Annotated in this window: 18 protein-coding genes and 1 pseudogene; 9 read left to right on the top strand and 10 right to left on the bottom strand. The window is 70.9% G+C overall.

Annotated elements, in window-relative coordinates:
* Window positions 1–5: 5 nt before the first annotated feature.
* From IMT31_RS07210 to IMT31_RS07230, 5 genes are read right to left on the bottom strand one after another with little or no spacing between them, the layout of a single operon-like run.
* A complete protein-coding gene (locus IMT31_RS07210) occupies window positions 6–572 on the bottom strand; it encodes a diacylglycerol/lipid kinase family protein (protein ID WP_413544257.1) in 567 nt (188 codons plus the stop codon).
* Window positions 493–759 carry a diacylglycerol kinase family protein gene (locus IMT31_RS07215; RefSeq protein ID WP_413544258.1) on the bottom strand — a complete coding sequence of 89 codons (267 nt, stop codon included), beginning with the start codon at window positions 757–759 and terminating at the stop codon, window positions 493–495. Before IMT31_RS07215 ends, IMT31_RS07210 begins: the two co-directional genes overlap by 80 nt.
* Window positions 740–955, bottom strand: coding sequence for a hypothetical protein (locus tag IMT31_RS07220; RefSeq protein WP_413544259.1), 216 nt, complete (start codon window positions 953–955; stop codon window positions 740–742). The genes IMT31_RS07215 and IMT31_RS07220 overlap by 20 nt, the downstream gene beginning before the upstream one ends.
* Window positions 956–957: 2 nt before the next feature.
* Entirely contained in the window at window positions 958–2,550 is a 1,593-nt protein-coding gene (locus tag IMT31_RS07225; RefSeq protein WP_413544260.1) for a glycerol-3-phosphate dehydrogenase/oxidase, read from the bottom strand.
* Window positions 2,547–3,191 carry a TetR/AcrR family transcriptional regulator gene (locus tag IMT31_RS07230; protein ID WP_345354279.1) on the bottom strand — a complete coding sequence of 215 codons (645 nt, stop codon included), beginning with the start codon at window positions 3,189–3,191 and terminating at the stop codon, window positions 2,547–2,549. Before IMT31_RS07230 ends, IMT31_RS07225 begins: the two co-directional genes overlap by 4 nt.
* Window positions 3,192–3,208: 17 nt before the next feature.
* On the opposite strand from IMT31_RS07230, the gene IMT31_RS07235 reads away from it, so the two are divergent.
* From IMT31_RS07235 to IMT31_RS07245, 3 genes are all read left to right on the top strand, one after another.
* On the top strand, window positions 3,209–4,930 hold the full coding sequence (locus tag IMT31_RS07235) for an FAD-binding oxidoreductase (protein ID WP_413544261.1): 1,722 nt from the start codon (window positions 3,209–3,211) through the stop codon (window positions 4,928–4,930).
* Window positions 4,927–5,820 (top strand): SDR family oxidoreductase, encoded by an 894-nt coding sequence (locus IMT31_RS07240; protein ID WP_413544262.1) that lies wholly within the window; start codon window positions 4,927–4,929, stop codon window positions 5,818–5,820. The genes IMT31_RS07235 and IMT31_RS07240 overlap by 4 nt, the downstream gene beginning before the upstream one ends.
* A gap of 179 nt (window positions 5,821–5,999) precedes the next feature.
* On the top strand, window positions 6,000–7,490 hold the full coding sequence (locus tag IMT31_RS07245) for a CitMHS family transporter (RefSeq protein ID WP_413544263.1): 1,491 nt from the start codon (window positions 6,000–6,002) through the stop codon (window positions 7,488–7,490).
* Between the two features lie 72 nt (window positions 7,491–7,562).
* Here the strand turns inward: IMT31_RS07245 and IMT31_RS07250 are convergent, their stop codons facing one another.
* Entirely contained in the window at window positions 7,563–8,051 is a 489-nt protein-coding gene (locus IMT31_RS07250; protein ID WP_413544264.1) for a YchJ family protein, read from the bottom strand.
* An 80-nt stretch (window positions 8,052–8,131) separates the two neighbouring features.
* Here IMT31_RS07250 and purS point away from each other — a divergent pair, with 80 nt between their 5' ends.
* The 3 genes from purS to purL are packed head-to-tail and all read left to right on the top strand — an operon-like array spanning window position 8,132 to window position 11,570.
* Window positions 8,132–8,407: a phosphoribosylformylglycinamidine synthase subunit PurS gene (gene purS / locus IMT31_RS07255; RefSeq protein ID WP_345354269.1), complete on the top strand. Its 276-nt coding sequence runs from the start codon at window positions 8,132–8,134 to the stop codon at window positions 8,405–8,407.
* Window positions 8,407–9,258 carry a phosphoribosylformylglycinamidine synthase subunit PurQ gene (locus IMT31_RS07260; RefSeq protein ID WP_413544265.1) on the top strand — a complete coding sequence of 284 codons (852 nt, stop codon included), beginning with the start codon at window positions 8,407–8,409 and terminating at the stop codon, window positions 9,256–9,258. Before purS ends, IMT31_RS07260 begins: the two co-directional genes overlap by 1 nt.
* A complete protein-coding gene (gene purL / locus IMT31_RS07265) occupies window positions 9,255–11,570 on the top strand; it encodes a phosphoribosylformylglycinamidine synthase subunit PurL (RefSeq protein WP_345354265.1) in 2,316 nt (771 codons plus the stop codon). The genes IMT31_RS07260 and purL overlap by 4 nt, the downstream gene beginning before the upstream one ends.
* 115 nt (window positions 11,571–11,685) lie before the next feature.
* On the opposite strand, the gene IMT31_RS07270 is transcribed toward purL, so the two are convergent.
* Both IMT31_RS07270 and IMT31_RS07275 read right to left on the bottom strand, forming a co-directional pair.
* Entirely contained in the window at window positions 11,686–12,153 is a 468-nt protein-coding gene (locus IMT31_RS07270) for a nucleoside deaminase (RefSeq protein WP_413544384.1), read from the bottom strand.
* 93 nt (window positions 12,154–12,246) lie between these two features.
* A pseudogene (locus tag IMT31_RS07275) lies at window positions 12,247–12,555 on the bottom strand (DUF952 domain-containing protein); the annotation flags it as partial.
* Between the two features lie 187 nt (window positions 12,556–12,742).
* Between IMT31_RS07275 and IMT31_RS07280 the strand changes: the two are divergent.
* Together IMT31_RS07280 and fmdA are read left to right on the top strand one after the other, a co-directional pair.
* Window positions 12,743–13,396 (top strand): AmiS/UreI family transporter, encoded by a 654-nt coding sequence (locus IMT31_RS07280; protein ID WP_413544266.1) that lies wholly within the window; start codon window positions 12,743–12,745, stop codon window positions 13,394–13,396.
* A gap of 307 nt (window positions 13,397–13,703) precedes the next feature.
* A complete protein-coding gene (gene fmdA, locus IMT31_RS07285) occupies window positions 13,704–14,963 on the top strand; it encodes a formamidase (protein WP_413544267.1) in 1,260 nt (419 codons plus the stop codon).
* Between the two features lie 67 nt (window positions 14,964–15,030).
* Here fmdA and IMT31_RS07290 read toward each other — a convergent pair whose 3' ends face one another.
* Together IMT31_RS07290 and IMT31_RS07295 are read right to left on the bottom strand one after the other, a co-directional pair.
* Entirely contained in the window at window positions 15,031–15,351 is a 321-nt protein-coding gene (locus IMT31_RS07290; protein ID WP_345354260.1) for a putative quinol monooxygenase, read from the bottom strand.
* A gap of 38 nt (window positions 15,352–15,389) precedes the next feature.
* Window positions 15,390–15,818: a CoA-binding protein gene (locus IMT31_RS07295; RefSeq protein WP_413544268.1), complete on the bottom strand. Its 429-nt coding sequence runs from the start codon at window positions 15,816–15,818 to the stop codon at window positions 15,390–15,392.
* 165 nt (window positions 15,819–15,983) lie between these two features.
* On the opposite strand from IMT31_RS07295, the gene IMT31_RS07300 reads away from it, so the two are divergent.
* Window positions 15,984–17,003, top strand: coding sequence for an AraC family transcriptional regulator (locus IMT31_RS07300; RefSeq protein ID WP_413544269.1), 1,020 nt, complete (start codon window positions 15,984–15,986; stop codon window positions 17,001–17,003).
* Window positions 17,004–17,089: the final 86 nt, after the last annotated feature.

Genomic DNA, 17,089 nt, shown 5'->3' on the forward strand with positions numbered 1-17,089 from the left:
GCCTGTCAGTCTAGGGAGGCCCCCGGGTGACGGGGCGTTCCGGGGCCGCCGGACAACGCGGGCGAGTCGGCTGGCGCCAGGATCCGCAGCGCCGCCGGGAGGATGCTCACGGTGGCCGGCAGCTCGGTGGCCCGCTCGCCGTCCGCGTAGACGTTCAGCGGACGGTTGGCGCTGATCTGCACCGAGGCACCGTAGTCCAGGCGGATGCTCCGGTGCCGCAGGTGGGTCCCCCGGTAGGAGCGCAGGAACGTGGTGGCCACCCCCAGGATGGAGGCCCGGCCCAGGCTGACCACGTCCAGCCGCCCGTCGTCGCCCTGGGCGCGCGGGCAGATCCTCAGCCCGCCGCCGTACTGGCCCAGGTTGCCCACGGCCGCGAACCATCCGGTGAACGTCGAGGTCCGGCCGTCCACGGTCACCGTGAACTCCACCCCTCGCCACTCCAGGAAGGCGCGCAGGCCGCCATAGAGGTAGATGAGAGGACCCAGGTTCAGTTTACTGGTTGCCGCGCTCGTTGGCGAGGCCGTCGAAGCCGGCGTTGGCCACGCCCAGGAACGGCCGGCCGTTGACCTCACCCAGGTCCATCGGCCGTACCCGCAGCCGGTCCAGCCGGCGCACGGTCTCCACCGCGTCCACCCCGAGCCCGAGCCGCCGGACCGTGTCATTGCCCCGGCCACCGGCCAGGGGCAGCAGGATGGCCCCCGAGTCCTTGACGCCACCGGCGGCCGCCCCGAGCAGGCCGTCACCGCCCAGTGCGGCCACCACGGATCCGGCCGGCGCCGCTGCGGCCAGCCGGGGTGGCGTCCTGCAGGGATTCCGTGGCCACCACCCGAGGCGCGTAGCCGGCCTGCCGCAGGGCCTCGGTGACCGGTGCCGCGGCCCTCAGGGCGCGGCCGTTCCCGGAGGAGGGGCTCACCAGCAGCAGCAGCTCCTCGCCCCCGGCCGCGCCGGTGCCCACGGTCACCGTTCTGCCCCGGAGGTCCGCTGGGTGTGCACGACGCCGGCCGGCCTGGTCCCGGCGGCCAGCTCCAGGACGCGTTCGGCCACGTCCCGGGCACGTTCCGCATCCTCCGGCACGAAGGCCAGCCGGGTCCGGCGGGCCAGCAGGTCCTCCACCGTGGCGGCCCCCTCGGCCTGGACACCGAACAGCAGTTCGGCCCCGGTGAACCCGGTGCCCTCGACGATCTCATCGCCCAGCCACGGCTCGTCCCTGGCCAGCGCCTGCACCCTGGCGGCCTCGGTGCCGTAGCGGTCGACCATCCGGCGCGGCGCGGTGACGCCGGCCAGTTCCGCCGGGCCGGCGGCCCCGACCAGGGGCATCCGCGCCGTCCGGCTACGCCGGTCCACGCCCAACCGGGCCGCGGCGGCGTCCACCGCGTCCTGTGCCATCCGCCGGTAGGTGGTGAGCTTGCCGCCCACCACCGTGATCGGCTCGCCCGGCACGTCCCGGACCAGGTGACGCCGGGAGATGTCCGCCGTGCCGGCGTCCGGTTGCGTTCCGGCGGGACGGACCAGGGGGCGCAGGCCGGCAAAGGTGCCCACCACGTCCTCGCGGGTCAGCGGGGCACCCAGCGTGGTGTTGACGATCCCCAGGAGGAACTCGACGTCCTGGTCCGGCACGGTGGGCCGGTGGCCATCGGAGATCCGGTCCTCCTCGTCCGTGAGTCCGATGTACACGTACCCGGAGGGCTGGGGCAGCACGAAGACGTAGCGACCGAAGCGCCCGGGGACCGCCACCGTGTGGGCCGCGCGGGGGTGTCCGAGCCGTTCGGACCGCACCACCAGGTGGGTGCCGCGGCTGGCCGTGACCGCCAGTTCCGGGGCGAAGTCCGCCGCCCACACGCCGGTCGCATTGACCACCGCCCCCGCCCGGACGGAGAGGGAATGCCCGGTCCGGGTGTCCACGGCCGCCACGGTGGCCCCGGTCATCTCCGTGACCCGCACGTCCCGCAACACGTGGGCCCCGAGGCCGGCGGCGGTCCGGGCCACGGCCAGGACGAGCCGGACATCGTCATCCACCTGTCCATCCCAGTACATCAGTCCGCGGCGCACGGCCGCCGGATCCAGCGCGGGGACCAGCGCGGACACGGCCGGTCCGGAGAGCAGTTGCGGCCGGGGCAGCACCGAGCCGCGGGTGCGGGCGGCCCGGCGCAGCACGTCATAGATCCCGACGCCGGTCCCCGTGAGGGCAGCCTCCCCGCGCGGGGTGTCCACCATCTCCGGAATGACGAAGGCCAGGGGGTGGATCAGGTGGGGGGCGGTACGGCTCATCAGGCGGTGGCGTTCCACGGCGGACTCCCAGGCGACCGCCAGGTCCATCTTGGCCAGGTAGCGCAGCCCCCCGTGCACCAGCTTGGAACTGTACCCGCTGGTGCCGGAGCCCAGGTCCCGGCCCTCCAGCAGTGCCACGGACAGTCCGCGGCTCGCCGCGTCCAGGGCCACACCCACGCCCGTGATGCCGCCGCCCACCACGGCCACGTCCACGGTGTGATCGGCGAGCCGTTCCAGGCCCTGCTGGCGGGACTGCGCGTTGATCCAGGTGGGGTTGCTCACGGCGACCCCTCGGGCTCGAGATCGGCACCAGGGGCCGCACCGAGACCGGAACCGGGGGCAGTACGGGGAACCAGATAGCGTTCCAGCAGCGGCCGGACCTGCGCCACCACGTCCTCGAAGCGGTCCATGCGGGCAAGGATCCGCCCCGAGAGGGACACGCCCTGGAGCACCAGCAGTACCGTCAGGGCGACGTCCGGGCCGGCCTCGATGCTGCCGTCCCGCCGGCCTGCCTCCACGAGGGCCTCGAGCCGCTGCAGCAGCAGCTGCTGGCTCTGGCCGAACCGGTCCGTCACGTAGGGGACGAGCAGCTCCGGGTCCCGCTCGCCGATGGAGGCGATCAGCTCCGAGGCGGCGAACACCCTCAGCCCCTCCACCGCGAAGTGGACCAGGCGTTCCCGGCCGGTGCCGGGCGGCGCCGACTGCTCGATCCTCGCGGCCGCCCTCTCGAATTCCCGGGTGACAGCCTGCAGCACGGCATCCTCCACAGAGCCCAGGTGCCGGTAGAACGTCATGCGGGAGACGCCGGCCCGCTCGGCGATGTCATGGGCGGTGGTCCGCCGGATGCCGTGACTGACCACCGCGTCCCGGGCGGCCATCAGCAACCGGTCACGACCGGACTGATTGTTACTCTGTGACTTCATATGTAACACTGTAACTTATGGAGACGCAGATCACACGTGAAGTCGCTCCGTCGGTCTGGCACGGCTGGGGCGACCCGGGCCACGCTCGACCCCTGGGCACGAGTGCCCTGGCCTTCCTCAAGTCAGGGCTCGGCGTCCCCGACGTGGAACCCCGGCACGGACCTGTGGGCCTGGACCAGGTGCAGCTCTCCCCCTCCACCCTGACCGAGTCCGGTCCGGGCGCCGAGGCCCTGGCCGCACTCCGCCGAGCCTGCGGCGCCGAGCACGTCAGTACCGAGCGCATGGCCCGCATCCTGCATGCCGGCGGCAAGAGCACCCCGGACCTGCTGCGCCGACGCGGCGGCGACGCCCTGGACGCACCGGACGCCGTGGTGTTCCCGGACGGGGACGAGGAGGTCCGCGCGGTCCTGGCGGCCTGCGCTCAGCATCGCCTGGCAGTGACGCCCTTCGGCGGCGGCACCTCCGTGGTGGGCGGCGTGGAGCCCCATCGGGAGGGGTTCACCGGGACGGTCACCCTTGACCTGGGCCGCATGGACCGCCTGCTGTCCCTGGACCCCGTCTCCCGCACCGCCACCTTCGAGGCCGGCATCCGCGGACCCGCCCTGGAGGCGGCGCTGGCCCAGCACGGCTTCACCCTCGGACACCTGCCCCAGAGCCACCAGCAGGCCACCCTGGGCGGCTACCTCGCGACGCGCTCGGCCGGCCAGGCCTCCACGGGCTACGGCCGATCGGATGAGCTGGTCAGCTCGGTGCATCTGGAGACCCCCGCGGGCCCCTGGGATGCCGGCCGGGACGCCCCGGGCACCGCGGCCGGCCCGGACCTCCTGCACCTGGCCGTGGGCAGCGAGGGCGTCCTGGGCGTCATCACCTCCGCCACCATGCGCATCGCACCCGTTGCCGAACACCACGCCCACGGGGCCTGGTCGTTCCCCAGCTTCGCGGCCGGCGTCGAGGCCCTGCGACTGCTGCGGCACGAGGGGCACCCGGGCGACCTGCCGCAGGTCTGCCGCTTGAGCGACGCGGACGAGACCTTCTCCACCCTGCGCCAGGGCGGTTGGAAGACCAGCGCCCTGGCGAGCTACCTTCGCACCCGCGGGCAGCAGACCCCGGCCCTGGCCCTGTTCGTCTGGGAGGGCAGCGCCGAGGACACCCGCCGGAGCCGGCGGCGCAGCACGCGGATCCTCCAGTCGGCCGGCGGTGTGCCCGTGGGGCCCCTGCCGGCCAAGGCCTGGGAGCACGGACGCTTCAGCGGCCCGTACCTGCGCGACGAGCTGCTGACCCGCGGCATCTACGCGGAGACCCTCGAGACCGCCACCACCTGGGCCCGGATGGACCAGACCTACCGCCAGGTGCGGGAGGCCATCCACGGCGCCGTCCGGGACGGCGGCGGCACGCCCTTCGTGCTCACCCACGTCTCCCACGTCTATCCGGACGGCGCGTCCCTGTACTTCACCACCCTCGCCGGCCTGGAGCAGGACCCCCTGGCGCAGAACGCCCGGATCAAGTCCGCAGCCTCGCGGGCCATCATGGATGCCGGCGCCACCATCACCCACCACCACGCGATCGGCAGAGACCACGCGCCGTACCTCCAGGAGGAGATCGGCGCCCTCGGCATCCAGGTGCTCCGCTCCGTCAAGGACACCCTGGACCCGGTGGGGATCATGAACCCCGGGGCCCTCATCCCCGCCCCATCCGCCAACGCCAACGCCCACGTACACACCACGGAGGACAGCGCATGACCCGCCACCACACCCTCGAGTCCCTCTCCGGCAGCACCGTGCTCATCACCGGCGCCGCCATGGGCATGGGGCGGCTCTACGCCCACCTGGCAGCCCGGGACCACGCCGCCGCGATCATCCTCTGGGACCTCCAGGCCGACCGGCTGCAGGAGGTGGCCGACGAGTTGCGGGCACTCGGCTGTCGAACGGTGCACACCGAGGTGGTGGACGTCTCGGACCTCGCCGCGATCGAGACGGCGGCCGCCTCGGTCCGCGCGGCCGTCGGCACCCCGGACATCCTCATCAACAACGCCGGGATCGTCCGCGGCGCCTACTTCTGGGAGCACGATCAGCGCCGCGATGTGGCCGGGACCATGGCCACCAACGCCCTGGCCCCCATGCACATCACCCGGGAGTTCCTGCCGGAGATGATCGCCGGGGGCCGGGAGTCACGGATCGTGAACATCGCCTCCGCCGCCGGGCTGCTGTCCAACCCCCGGATGAGCGTCTACGCCTCCTCGAAGTGGGCTGTGGTGGGCTGGAGCGATTCGCTGCGCCTGGAACTGGAGCAGGCCGGTCACCGCCACATCGCCGTGACCACCTTCTGCCCGTCCTACATCACCACGGGCATGTTCGAGGGCGCCCGTGGCCCCCTGCTCACCCCGCTGTTGGACCCGGAGACGGTGACCGAGCGCGTCTGGGCGGCCATGAGGCAGGGCGCGCCCCTGCTGATGATGCCGTGGAGCGTCAAGCTCAGCACGGCCCTGCGCGGGGTCCTGCCAGTCCGGGCCTGGGATGTGCTGGCGGACAGGGTGTTCGGCGTCTACCGGTCCATGGAGCACTTCACCGGCCGCGCCACCGCGAAGCCCTCCACCGACACCGCACCGCCGGCCACCGCCGCCTCCCGGTGAGCAGAACAAGCACAATGCACTGAACGGGTTGATCCTGCACTAGCGAGCAGAACTGAGGAACGTGGTGACCGTCACCGTAGGGTGGCGGCAATCCGCGGCCCCGTGTCTGCGGTCACACCATCAGGTGGGGCCGGGCACAGCGGCACCGCGCCCCGACCTCTCTCGACACAGGAGAACCCATGCTCGTCCTGCTGGGCTTCGCGATGGTGGCCACCTTCATGGCCCTCATCATGACGAAGCGGATGACGCCGCTGCTGGCCCTGATCCTCGTCCCCACCATCTTCGGCCTGTTCACCGGTGCCGGGCTCGGCCTGGGTGACATGATCCTCGAGGCCGTCGGCCAGATGGCCCCCACTGCGGCGCTGCTGATGTTCGCGATCGCCTACTTCGGCATCATGATCGACGTCGGCCTCTTCGACCGGCTGGTGAACTGGATCGTCCGCGTGGTCGGACATGATCCGGCCAAGGTGGTCATGGGCACCGCCCTGCTGACCGCGGTGATCTCCCTGGACGGGGACGGCTCCACCACCTTCATTGTGGTCACCTCCGCCCTGCTGCCCGTCTACCACCGGCTGGGCCTGAGCCCCGTGGTGCTGACCTGCGTGGCCGGACTGACCAACGGAACCCTGAACATCGTCCCCTGGGGCGGACCCACGGTCCGCGCGGCCGCGGCCCTGAACGTGGACGCCGCCGAGATCTTCGTCCCCATGATCCCCTCCCTGCTCGTGGGCCTCGCCGTGGTCTTCGTCTTCGCCTGGTTCCTCGGCCTGGCCGAGCGCCGCCGCCTGCGCCGCGAGGACCCGGCCCGCTGGGGCCGCCCGGAGCAGAGGTTCAATGCCGACTCGGCCACCTCCGGAGGCAAGGTCACCTCCGCCGGTCCGGGCACCGGGACCGGGGGTGCTCCCGGCGAGCCCCGGCGCACCGGAACCGGGGGCTCCTCCGGCTCCGGGGCCGGCGTCGGACTCCTGGAGCGGACCGAGGCCGTCACCGCTGCCACCGAGGGGCCGGACCTGTCCGATACCGCGCTGGACCCGAACCGGGACACCCTGCGGCCGAGGCTGTTCGTGTTCAACCTCGTGCTGACGGTGGTCATCATGGGGCTGCTGATCGCTGACATCGTGCCGTTGGCCTACCTGTTCATGATCGGCACGGCCCTCGCCCTGCTGGTGAACTTCCCGAACGTCAAGAAGCAGGCCGAGGTGCTGGGAAACCACTCCTCCTCCATCGTCGCCGTGGTCTCGATGGTGTTCGCCGCCGCCGTGCTGACCGGCGTGCTCACGGGCACCGGCATGGTGGAGGCGATGTCCCAGTGGCTCGTGGACGTCATCCCGGACTCGATGGGCCCCATCCTCGCGGTGCTGACCGGGCTCATCTCCATCCCGGCCACGTTCTTCATGAGCAATGACGCCTTCTACTTCGGCATCCTGCCCGTGCTGGCCGAGACCGGCGCGCACTACGGGATCCCGGCCGTGGACATGGCCCGGGCCTCCATCACCGGTCAGCCGGTGCACATGCAGTCCCCGCTGGTGCCCGCCATCCTGCTGTTGGTCTCCATGGCCAAGGTGGATCTGGGCGATCATCACAAGAAGGTGCTGTGGCGCGCCTGCATCGTCGCGCTGGTCATGCTGGCCTCAGGCGTCCTCTTCGGGGTCATCGGCATCTACAGCTGATCCCCCTCACCCCCCGGGCGCAAAGTGACGTCTCCCCCACCGTTGTGACGTGGTTTCGTCACTTTGTGCCCGTCAGCCGACCTCCCCGTCGCGGTACAGCCAGACCCCGGAACGGCGCACGAAGCGCGAGGTCTCGTGCTGGGCGCGCCGCCCGGCCGGGGTCCGGAAGTGGGCCGTGAAGGTGACCGTGCCGGCGTCGTCGAAGGGGCCACCCCCGGACGTGGACTCGACGTCCAGGCGCAGCCAGTGGACGTCATCGCCCGATTCATCTGCCGGCCCGTCCAGGGCCAGCTGCGCCGGCCGGGTCTCGGGCGCCCACGTGGCCAACAGGTACTCCTCGGCCCGCGACAGAACCCCGGAGGAGGCCAGCGCGAAGGCCGAGTAGCGCGAGCGCATCAGGGCCTCGGCGGTGGGCGCGGCCAGCGTGCCGTCCGCAGCGAACCTGCCGTGCAGCCGGCCGCAGCAGGCACCGTAGACCTCACCGCCGCCGCAGGGGCAGCGCAGGGATTCCAGGGTGGGGCCCGCGGAGGAGTCCGCACGCGGCATCGGGGGCTGAGTCATGGTTTCAGCGTAGGCCGGGCGGGCGGCGCGGTCACGGCTAGACTGAACGGAGCCCTCACGCATACCACCGGGAGTCCTCCATGCCCACCATCGTCGTCGATGTCATGCCCAAGCCCGAGATCCTTGACCCGCAGGGCAAGGCCATCGCCAACGCCCTGCCCCGCCTCGGCTTCACCGGCTTCGCCGCGGTCCGCCAGGGCCGCCGCTTCGAACTGACGGTGGACGGGGAGGTCACCGACGAGGTGCTGGCCCAGGCCCGCCAGGCCGCCGAGGACCTGCTCTCCAACCCGGTGATCGAGGACGTGGTCAACGTGGCCGTGCTCGACGGCACCGCCGCCGAAGGCCAGAACGCCTGATGACCGCCCAGAACCACCAGGCCGCTGATCTTCCCCTGATCGGGGACTTCTCCACCGCCGGGCCCGTCCTCACCGGGGCGCGCATCGGCGTGGTCACCTTCCCCGGCACCCTGGATGACCGGGACGCCGCCCGCGCCGTTCACCTGGCCGGCGGCGAGGCCGTGGCCCTGTGGCACGCCGAGCCCGAGGGCGCGAAGGCCCTGGCCGGACTCGACGCCGTGATCATCCCCGGCGGCTTCTCCTACGGCGACTACCTCCGCGCCGGCGCCATCGCCCGCTTCGCCCCGCTGATGGACGCCATCATCGCCGCGGCCGGCGGGAGGACCGGCGGACGGCAGGGGGACGACGCCGGCCCGGGCGCCCTGGACGGCTCGGCCGCCGGCCTGCCGGTGCTCGGCATCTGCAACGGCTTCCAGATCCTCACCGAGTCCCACCTGCTGCCGGGCTCGATGATCAAGAACGAGCACCTGAAGTTCCTGTGCACGGATCAGGTGCTGCGCGTGGAGAACAACACCACCGCGTGGACCCGTGACTTCACCGCCGGCGAGGAGATCACGGTCCCGCTGAAGAACCAGGACGGCCAGTACGTGGCGGATGAGAAGACCCTGGACGCGCTCGAGGGCGAGGGCCGGGTGGCCTTCCGCTATGTGGGCGTCAACCCGAACGGCTCCCGCCGGGACATCGCCGGCATCACCAATGCCGCCGGCAACGTAGTGGGCCTCATGCCCCACCCGGAGCACGCCGTGGAGCCCGGCTTCGGCCCGGACTCCCCGGCGGGCATGCGCCTGGGCACGGACGGACTCGGCGTCTTCACGTCGGTACTGGCATCGATCGCAGGAGGCCGCAAGTGACGGACCAGACCACCCAGCAGTTCAACATCGACACGGTGGAGCACGCGGCCACCACCCCGGACACGGAGCTGCCCTGGGCCGAGCTCGGCCTGAAGCAGAACGAGTTCGAGGAGATCGTGCGGATCCTGGGCCGCCGGCCCACCGCCGCCGAACTCGCCATGTACTCCGTCATGTGGTCCGAGCACTGCTCCTACAAGTCCACCAAGGTGCACCTGCGCCAGTTCGGGGACAAGCTCACCGAGGACATGAAGAAGGACCTGATGGTCGGCATCGGCGAGAACGCCGGCGTCACGGACCTCGGGGACGGCTGGGCCGTGACCTTCAAGATCGAGTCCCACAACTCCCCCTCCTACGTGGAGCCCTACCAGGGCGCCGCCACGGGCATCGGTGGGATCGTCCGGGACATCATCTCCATGGGCGCCCGTCCTGTGGCCGTCATGGACCCGCTGCGCTTCGGGGCGATCGACCACGAGGACTCCCAGCGCGTGGTCCACGGCGTGGTGGCCGGGATCGGTGGCTACGGCAACTCCCTGGGCCTGCCGAACATCGGCGGCGAGACGGTGTTCGATCCGATCTATCAGGGCAACCCCCTGGTCAACGCCCTGGCCGTGGGCGTGCTGCGCCACGAGGACCTGCGCCTGGCCAACGCCTCCGGCGTGGGCAACAGGATCGTGCTGTTCGGCGCCCGCACCGGCGGGGACGGGATCGGCGGCGCCTCCGTGCTGGCCTCCGAGTCCTTCGATGACACCAAGCCCTCCAAGCGCCCGGCCGTCCAGGTGGGCGACCCCTTCGCGGAGAAGGTGCTGATCGAGTGCTGCCTGGAGCTGTTCAAGAACTCCCTGGTGGAGGGCATCCAGGACCTCGGCGCCGCGGGCATCTCCTGCGCCACCTCCGAGCTCGCCTCCAACGGCGAGGGCGGCATGCAGGTGGAGCTGACGGACGTGCTGCTGCGGGACCCCACCCTGACCCCGGGCGAGATCCTGATGTCCGAGTCCCAGGAGCGCATGATGGCCGTGGTCTCCCCCGAGAACGTGGAGGCCTTCGAGGACGTCATGGCCACGTGGGGCGTGGAGTACTCCTGGCTCGGCGAGGTCACGGACACCAACCGCCTGGTCATCACGTGGGACGGCGAGACCATCGTGGACGTGGACCCGAAGACGGTGGCCCATGACGGCCCGGTCTACGAGCGTCCCTACCACCGCCCGGCCGGCCAGGATGCCCTGGTGGCGGACCGCTTCCGGGACTCCGCCGCGGGAGCCGGCCTGCCGGCGTCGGGCGATGCGCTCCGCGCCGCGGTGCTGGAGCTGATGGCCAGCCCGAACATGTGTGACAAGTCCTGGATCACCAGCCAGTACGACCGCTACGTGGGCGGCAACACCGCCCTGGCCGCCCCGGATGACGCCGGCGTGGTCCGGGTGGACGAGGAGACCGGCATGGGCGTGGCCGTGGCCACGGACGCCAACGGCCGCTACGCCTACTTGGACCCGTACGTCGGCGCACAGCTGGCCCTGGCCGAGTCCTACCGGAACGTGGCCACCTCCGGTGCCATCCCGATGGCCGTCTCCGACTGCCTGAACTACGGATCCCCCGAGGACCCGGAGGTCATGTGGCAGCTGGCCGAGGGCATCCGGGGGCTCTCCGACGCCTGCCTGGAGCTCGGCGTCCCGGTCACCGGCGGCAACGTCTCGCTGTACAACCAGACGGGCCCGAACCCCATCCACCCGACCCCCGTGGTCGCGACCCTCGGACGGTTCGATGACGTGGGCCGGCGCACCCCCTCCGGTTTCCACGCCGAGGCGGACGGCCAGGCCGTCTATCTCATGGGCGTCACCGCCGACGAGCTGGACGGCTCGGAGTTCGCCAACCTGCGCGGCCACCTGGGCGGCGTGCCGCCGCGGGTGGACCTGGCCGCGGAGAAGCTGCTCGGGGACCTGCTCATCAACGCCTCCCGGGACGGCATGATCGACGCCGCCCACGATCTCTCCGAGGGCGGGCTCGCCGGCGCGCTGGCCGAGATGGTGCTGCGCTTCGGCGTGGGCGCCCGCGTGAACCTGGCCGAGATCGCCGAGCGGGACGGCGTGGATGCCTTCACCGCCCTGTTCTCCGAGTCGCAGGCCCGCGCCCTCGTGGCCGTGCCGCGCACCGAGGAGGTCCGGTTCAAGGACATGACCACGGCCCGCCGCTTCCCCGTGGCGCGGATCGGCGTGGTGGACGTGGCCTCCGGTGCGCTGGAGGTCCAGGACCAGTTCACGCTGCCGATCGAGGAGCTGCGCGCCGCCTGGGCCGGGACCCTGCCGAAGCACTTCGGCTGACGGGCGGACCTGCGAAGGATTCACAGCCGTTCGGACTTTTCACACGGGGATTCCGGCGTGAAAAGTCCGAACGGCTGTGATTTTCTGTTCAGTCCGCTCAGGGCGCCGCCGCGTCTCAGTAGCCGGTGCGGGCCTCGTTGGCCAGCCAGGCCGTGAATGGTTCTGTGGCCCGGCCCGTGGGCTGCTGCTCCACGGGCATGATGCCCCTGCGGTCCGGGGACTCGAAGTAGCCGTGGAACTCCGCGTCGTCGAAGCCGGCGGCCGCCGCGTCCCGGCGGTCCGCGCCGAAGACCACGCGGGAGACTCGGGACCACAGGGCCGCCCCCAAGCACATGGGGCACGGCTCGCAGCTGGTGTAGAGCACCGCACCGGTCAGATCGAAGCTCCCGACGCCGGCCCCTGCCTCCCGCAGGGCGGTCACCTCGGCGTGGGCGGTGGGATCATTGGTGGTGGTGACCCGGTTGGTGCCCTGGAAGACCTGCCCGTCCGCGGTGACCACCACCGCGCCGAACGGACCGCCGTCCGTGGACGCGTTGACCGTGGCCAGGTCGATGGCCCGCGCCAGATGCGCCTGGTCCATCATCTGCGCGGCGGGATCCGTCTCGGGACCCGCGTCCGTGCTCGCCACAGTCTCTCCGGGGGCGGCCCGGACCACCGGCACCGCTTCCGCCACCGCGGCCACCGGGATCGACCCGCCGTACACGTGGGGGAACCATTCGCCGCTGGGTCTCTGAGGGTCCCCCGGCTCCATCACGACCCGTAGCCCGGAGCGGTACAGGACCGCCGCGTCCAGGGTCAGCAGCACGAGGGGCTCGGTGACTCCGGCGTAGACGGCGGACAGGACGCCGGCGGTCTGGTCAGGATCGCCGCTGGCGTGCAGGAATCCGACCTGTTCGATCGAGGCACCGAGCGTGGAGCGGTCGTAGAACCCCGTGGCACGGGCCCGCTCCCACGCGGCGGCCTCGGCGATATGTTGCAGCAACATGTGCTCCAGTATCACAAAGCTCCACTGGACCTGGGTAGCGCTCGAGGGAGGTCACCAGACCTTGCCGTCGGATCGAGGGCGGAACTACCGTGATCGGCATCACTCCCCGCACCGTTCCCGGGCTCCTGACCCCCTCCCCAGATCCCCCTATCCGGCTGGCCACGGTGCGCGTCTCAAGGAGGTCGCTGTGGGCAGTGTTGGTCTCCTCTACGTTGGCGCCGTCCTCTTCATCAACGGATTGATGCTGCTGGGAAAGATCCCGGGCAAGGCCGCCGCCCCGATGAACTACTTCGTGGGCATCATGCAGGTGGTCTTCCCGACCCTTCTCATGCTGCAGTCCGAGGGCGATCCGGCCGTGGTGCTCGGCGCCTCCGGCCTCTATCTCTTCGGCTTCACCTACCTCTACGTCGCGCTCAACCAGACCTTCGACTTGGGCGGCGAGGGCCTGGGCTGGTTCTCCCTGTTCGTCGCCGTGGTGGCGGTGGTCATGGGGTACCTGAACTTCACCACGGTCAATGACCCGGTCTTCGGGGCCATCTGGCTGATCTGGGCGGTGCTGTGGTTCCTGTTCTTCCTGGTGCTCGGTCTGCACCGGGACTCCCTGACCCGCACCACGGGGTGGTTCACCGTGATCGTGGCGCACCTGACGGGCACCATCCCGGCCCTCCTGCTGCTCACCGGCGCCTACCAGTCAGACAGCCTGTGGACCTGGGTCATGGGAATTGCCGGGGCCCTCGCCCTCGCGCTGTCCATCATGCTGGGCCGGCCGCAGCATGAGTCCTCCACCGTCCCACCACCCCCCGAACCGCCACCCAGGAGGAATGCCCGTGCCGCTGTATGAGTTCAGATGCCCCGCCGGCACCACGACCGACCTGAGTTTCAGCATGGCCACCGTGCCTAGCTTCGTCGACTGCCCTGACTGTGGCGCTCCGGCGCCCCGACAGATCAGCGTCCCGCGCCTCTCCCGGGCTGGGTCCCCCGCCATGCAGGTCATGGACCGCACCCGGCGCAGTGCCGAGTCACCCGAGGTGGTCACGTCCATCCCTGCGGAGTCCGGCCGGAGGGCCGTACCTCGCCACACGCAGCATCCCCTGCACCAGAAGCTCCCCCGGCCCTGACGGCCACTGAGACCAAGGAATCGAATCACCATGCCACAGAACCTCTTTCCCCTAGACTCCAGCAAGAGATTCGAGGACCAGGAACACCTGGGCCACAACCGCTGGCACCCCGAGATCCCGCCCGTCGCCACCGTCAAGCCCGGAGACAGCTTCCGGGTGGACTGCCGCGAGTGGTTCGACGGGGCGATCGTCAACGACGACTCCGCCGAAGACATCCTCAACGCCCCGCTGCTCACCGTGCACAAGCTTTCCGGGCCCTTCGCCGTGGAAGGTGCCCGGCCCGGCGACCTGCTGATCGTGGACATCCTTGACGTCGGTCCCATCCCCCAGGAGGACCGCGGCCCGTTGGCGGGTCAGGGCTGGGGCTACACCGGCATCTTCTCCCGGAACAACGGCGGCGGCTTCCTGACGGATCAGTTCCCCGACGCCTACAAGGCCATCTGGGACTTCAACGGCCAGGTCGCCACCTCACGGCACGTCCCGGGCGTCTCCTACGAGGGGCTGATCCACCCCGGCCTCATGGGTACGGCTCCCTCCGCGGCGTTGTTGGCGAAGTGGAACCAGCGCGAAGGAGACCTGATCGCCACGGACCCGAACCGGGTGCCGCCGTTGGCGTTGCCGCCCGAGGCTGAGCACGCCGTGCTCGGAGGGCTGGACCGAGCAGAGTGGGACCGCGTCGGATCGGAAGCGGCACGCACCGCACCCCCGCGGGAGAACGGCGGCAATCAGGACATCAAGAACCTGTCCAAGGGCACCCGGATCTTCTATCCGGTGTTCGTGGACGGGGCGAACCTGTCCGTGGGGGATCTGCACTTCTCCCAGGGAGACGGCGAGATCACCTTCTGTGGTGCCATCGAGATGGGCGGGTTCATCGACCTGCACGTGGACGTGATCAAGGGCGGCATGGACACCTACGGGGTCCATGAGAACGCGATCTTCATGCCCGGCCGCGTGGATCCCCGATTCAGCGAGTGGTTGGCCTTCTCCGGCACCTCGGTCACCCTGGACGGCGAGCAGCGCTACCTGGACTCGCACCTGTCCTACCAGCGGGCGTGCCTGCACGCGATCGACTACCTGGTCAAGTTCGGGTACTCCCCCGAGCAGGCCTACCTGTTGCTGGGGGCGGCACCGATAGAGGGGCGGCTCTCCGGCGTGGTGGACATCCCGAACTCGTGCTCGACCGTGTACCTGCCGACCGCCATGTTCGAGTTCGACATCCGCCCCTCAGCCGCCGGCCCGCACCAGATCGATCCGGGCATCGGCGCCCCACGAGCGGCCAATGCCGCCTGACTGACGTTCTCCGGGCAGAGATGACGGGTCACTTCTGCCCGGAGAACGGGGAGGGCCGTGAGCCGGGTCAGCCGACCTTCAGTTCACCCATCTCATCCCATCCCTCGCCGTCCACCTGGCGGCTGACGATCTGAGGGGTGGCAGCCAGCAGCGGGCCCATGGCCTCCAGGCCGGCGGCGAAGTGCGGGCTGTTGACGTGGGCCTCGCCGGTGCCGTCCTTGAACCCCTCCACGAGGACGTACTCGTTCGGGTCCTCGAGGCTGCGGGACCACTCGAAGAAGAGGTTGCCCTCCTCGGCGCGGGTGGCGGCGGTGAACGCGGCGACGGCGTCCGGGAACGTGTCCACGTGCTCGGGCTTGACCTGGTATTTGACGACGATGAAGATCATGCACCCAGCCTATCCACCGCGGGCGGCCGGGGGGCCACTCAGCCCAGCAGGGACGGGTCGTTGCGGACCTCGATGACCGGGCAGGTGTCCATGATCACGGCCAGCCCGGCCTCCGCGGCCCGCTGAGCCGCCGCCTCGTCGATGACGCCGAGTTGCAGCCACACGGCCTTCGCGCCGACCTCGATCGCCTGGTCCACGATCGCGCCGACCTTCTGCGAGTTCACGAAGCAGTCCACCACGTCGATCTGCCCCGGGATGTCTGCCAGCCTCCGGTACCCGGGCTCGCCGTGGACCTCCTGCGCGCCGAGGTTCACGGGGATGATCTGCATCCCCAGCTCGTCGCGTAGGAACCTCGAGACGCCCACCGCGGCGCGGCGCGGGTTGGGAGAAAGCCCGACGACGGCCCAGCGGGACTCTCGGTCCGTCAGCAGTGAGCGGATGGTCGCCGGATCGTTCACGTGTGCCATGGACCCAACCTAGGCGAGGGAACCGGGGAACGGGAGGGGACAGTGCAGGTGACAGTGCAGGTGAGAGTTCAGGTGACAGTTCAGGTGACAGGCAGGGTGACCACCCCGACGGCGCCGATCGGCGGCCCTGTGACTGACCTCACGTCCCGTCTAGACTCCCTGGGTATGCCCTACCCTCGGGAGCTCGCCTCAATCCCCGGAGCCCTGCCGTCCCAGACCGTCAGTATCGACACCTCTGACCCGGACCAGGCCATGTCCGTGGGCGGCGACGTCTACCATCCGCACCGCATCCGTCTCGACTCCCGTAACCGCACCTTCCGCATGGGCCTGAAGGCGCTCCACGTCCCTGACCTCACGCTGGGACTACTGGAGTACGGCCAGCACCTCCAGGTGCACACCCCGCCGCTGCAGGACTCATACCAGATCAACTTCACGGCCTTCGGATCCGTCACCATGGGCTACGGAGGCCGCGCGGTCCAGACCAATCAACGGCGGGCGGCCATCCACGGATTCACCGAGGAGACGACCATGGAGGGGTGGGCCCAGCCGGCGCGGGTGGTCGGCCTGAAGATCCCTCGAGCGGTGCTGGACCGGGAGTTCGAGCTGCTGACCAGCACCCCGCCCTCCTCCCCGATCCAGTTCGAGGGCGATTTCGACCTGGACTCCCCGGGTGGGCGGGCCTGGCGGTCCAGCGTCCAGTCCCTGGCCCAGGGCCTGGCCCAGGGCCTGGCCCCCGGCTCAGCGGCCACGCCCCACCCGCTCCTGACCGCACCACTCGCCCAGGCCGTGATCCGCGGCCTGCTCCTGGCTGCGCCCCACAACCACAGCGGACTGCTCGATCCCGCACCGGCGCCCGGCCCGCCCGCGCCGATCGCCGACGCCCTGGATTTCCTGCGTGCCAACGCCGGCCGTCCCCTCAGCGTGGCGGAGGCCGCCGTCGCCGCGGGGGTCAGCGTGCGCACCCTGCAGGTCGGATTTCGCCAGCACCTGGGCACCACTCCCGTGGCAGAGTTGCGCCGCATCCGGCTGGAGGGGGCCCGCCAGGAGTTGGCGGCCGGCCGCCCCGGAACCACCGTGGCAGACGTGGCGCGGCGCTGGGGCTTCCACCACGCCGGCCGCTTCGCCATCCACTTTGCGCAGGCCTACGGCGACTCCCCCTCCCGAGTCCTCGCCCGCTCCCGCTGAACTCACCCAGCACGGCCCTGCAGGAGCCCTGTAAAAGCCCGCCGGCTGTCCACATCACGCAGCGGCTCATTGTCGAGACATCCGAG

This window comes from Citricoccus nitrophenolicus, from assembly GCF_047305825.1.
Taxonomy (GTDB): domain Bacteria; phylum Actinomycetota; class Actinomycetes; order Actinomycetales; family Micrococcaceae; genus Citricoccus; species Citricoccus nitrophenolicus.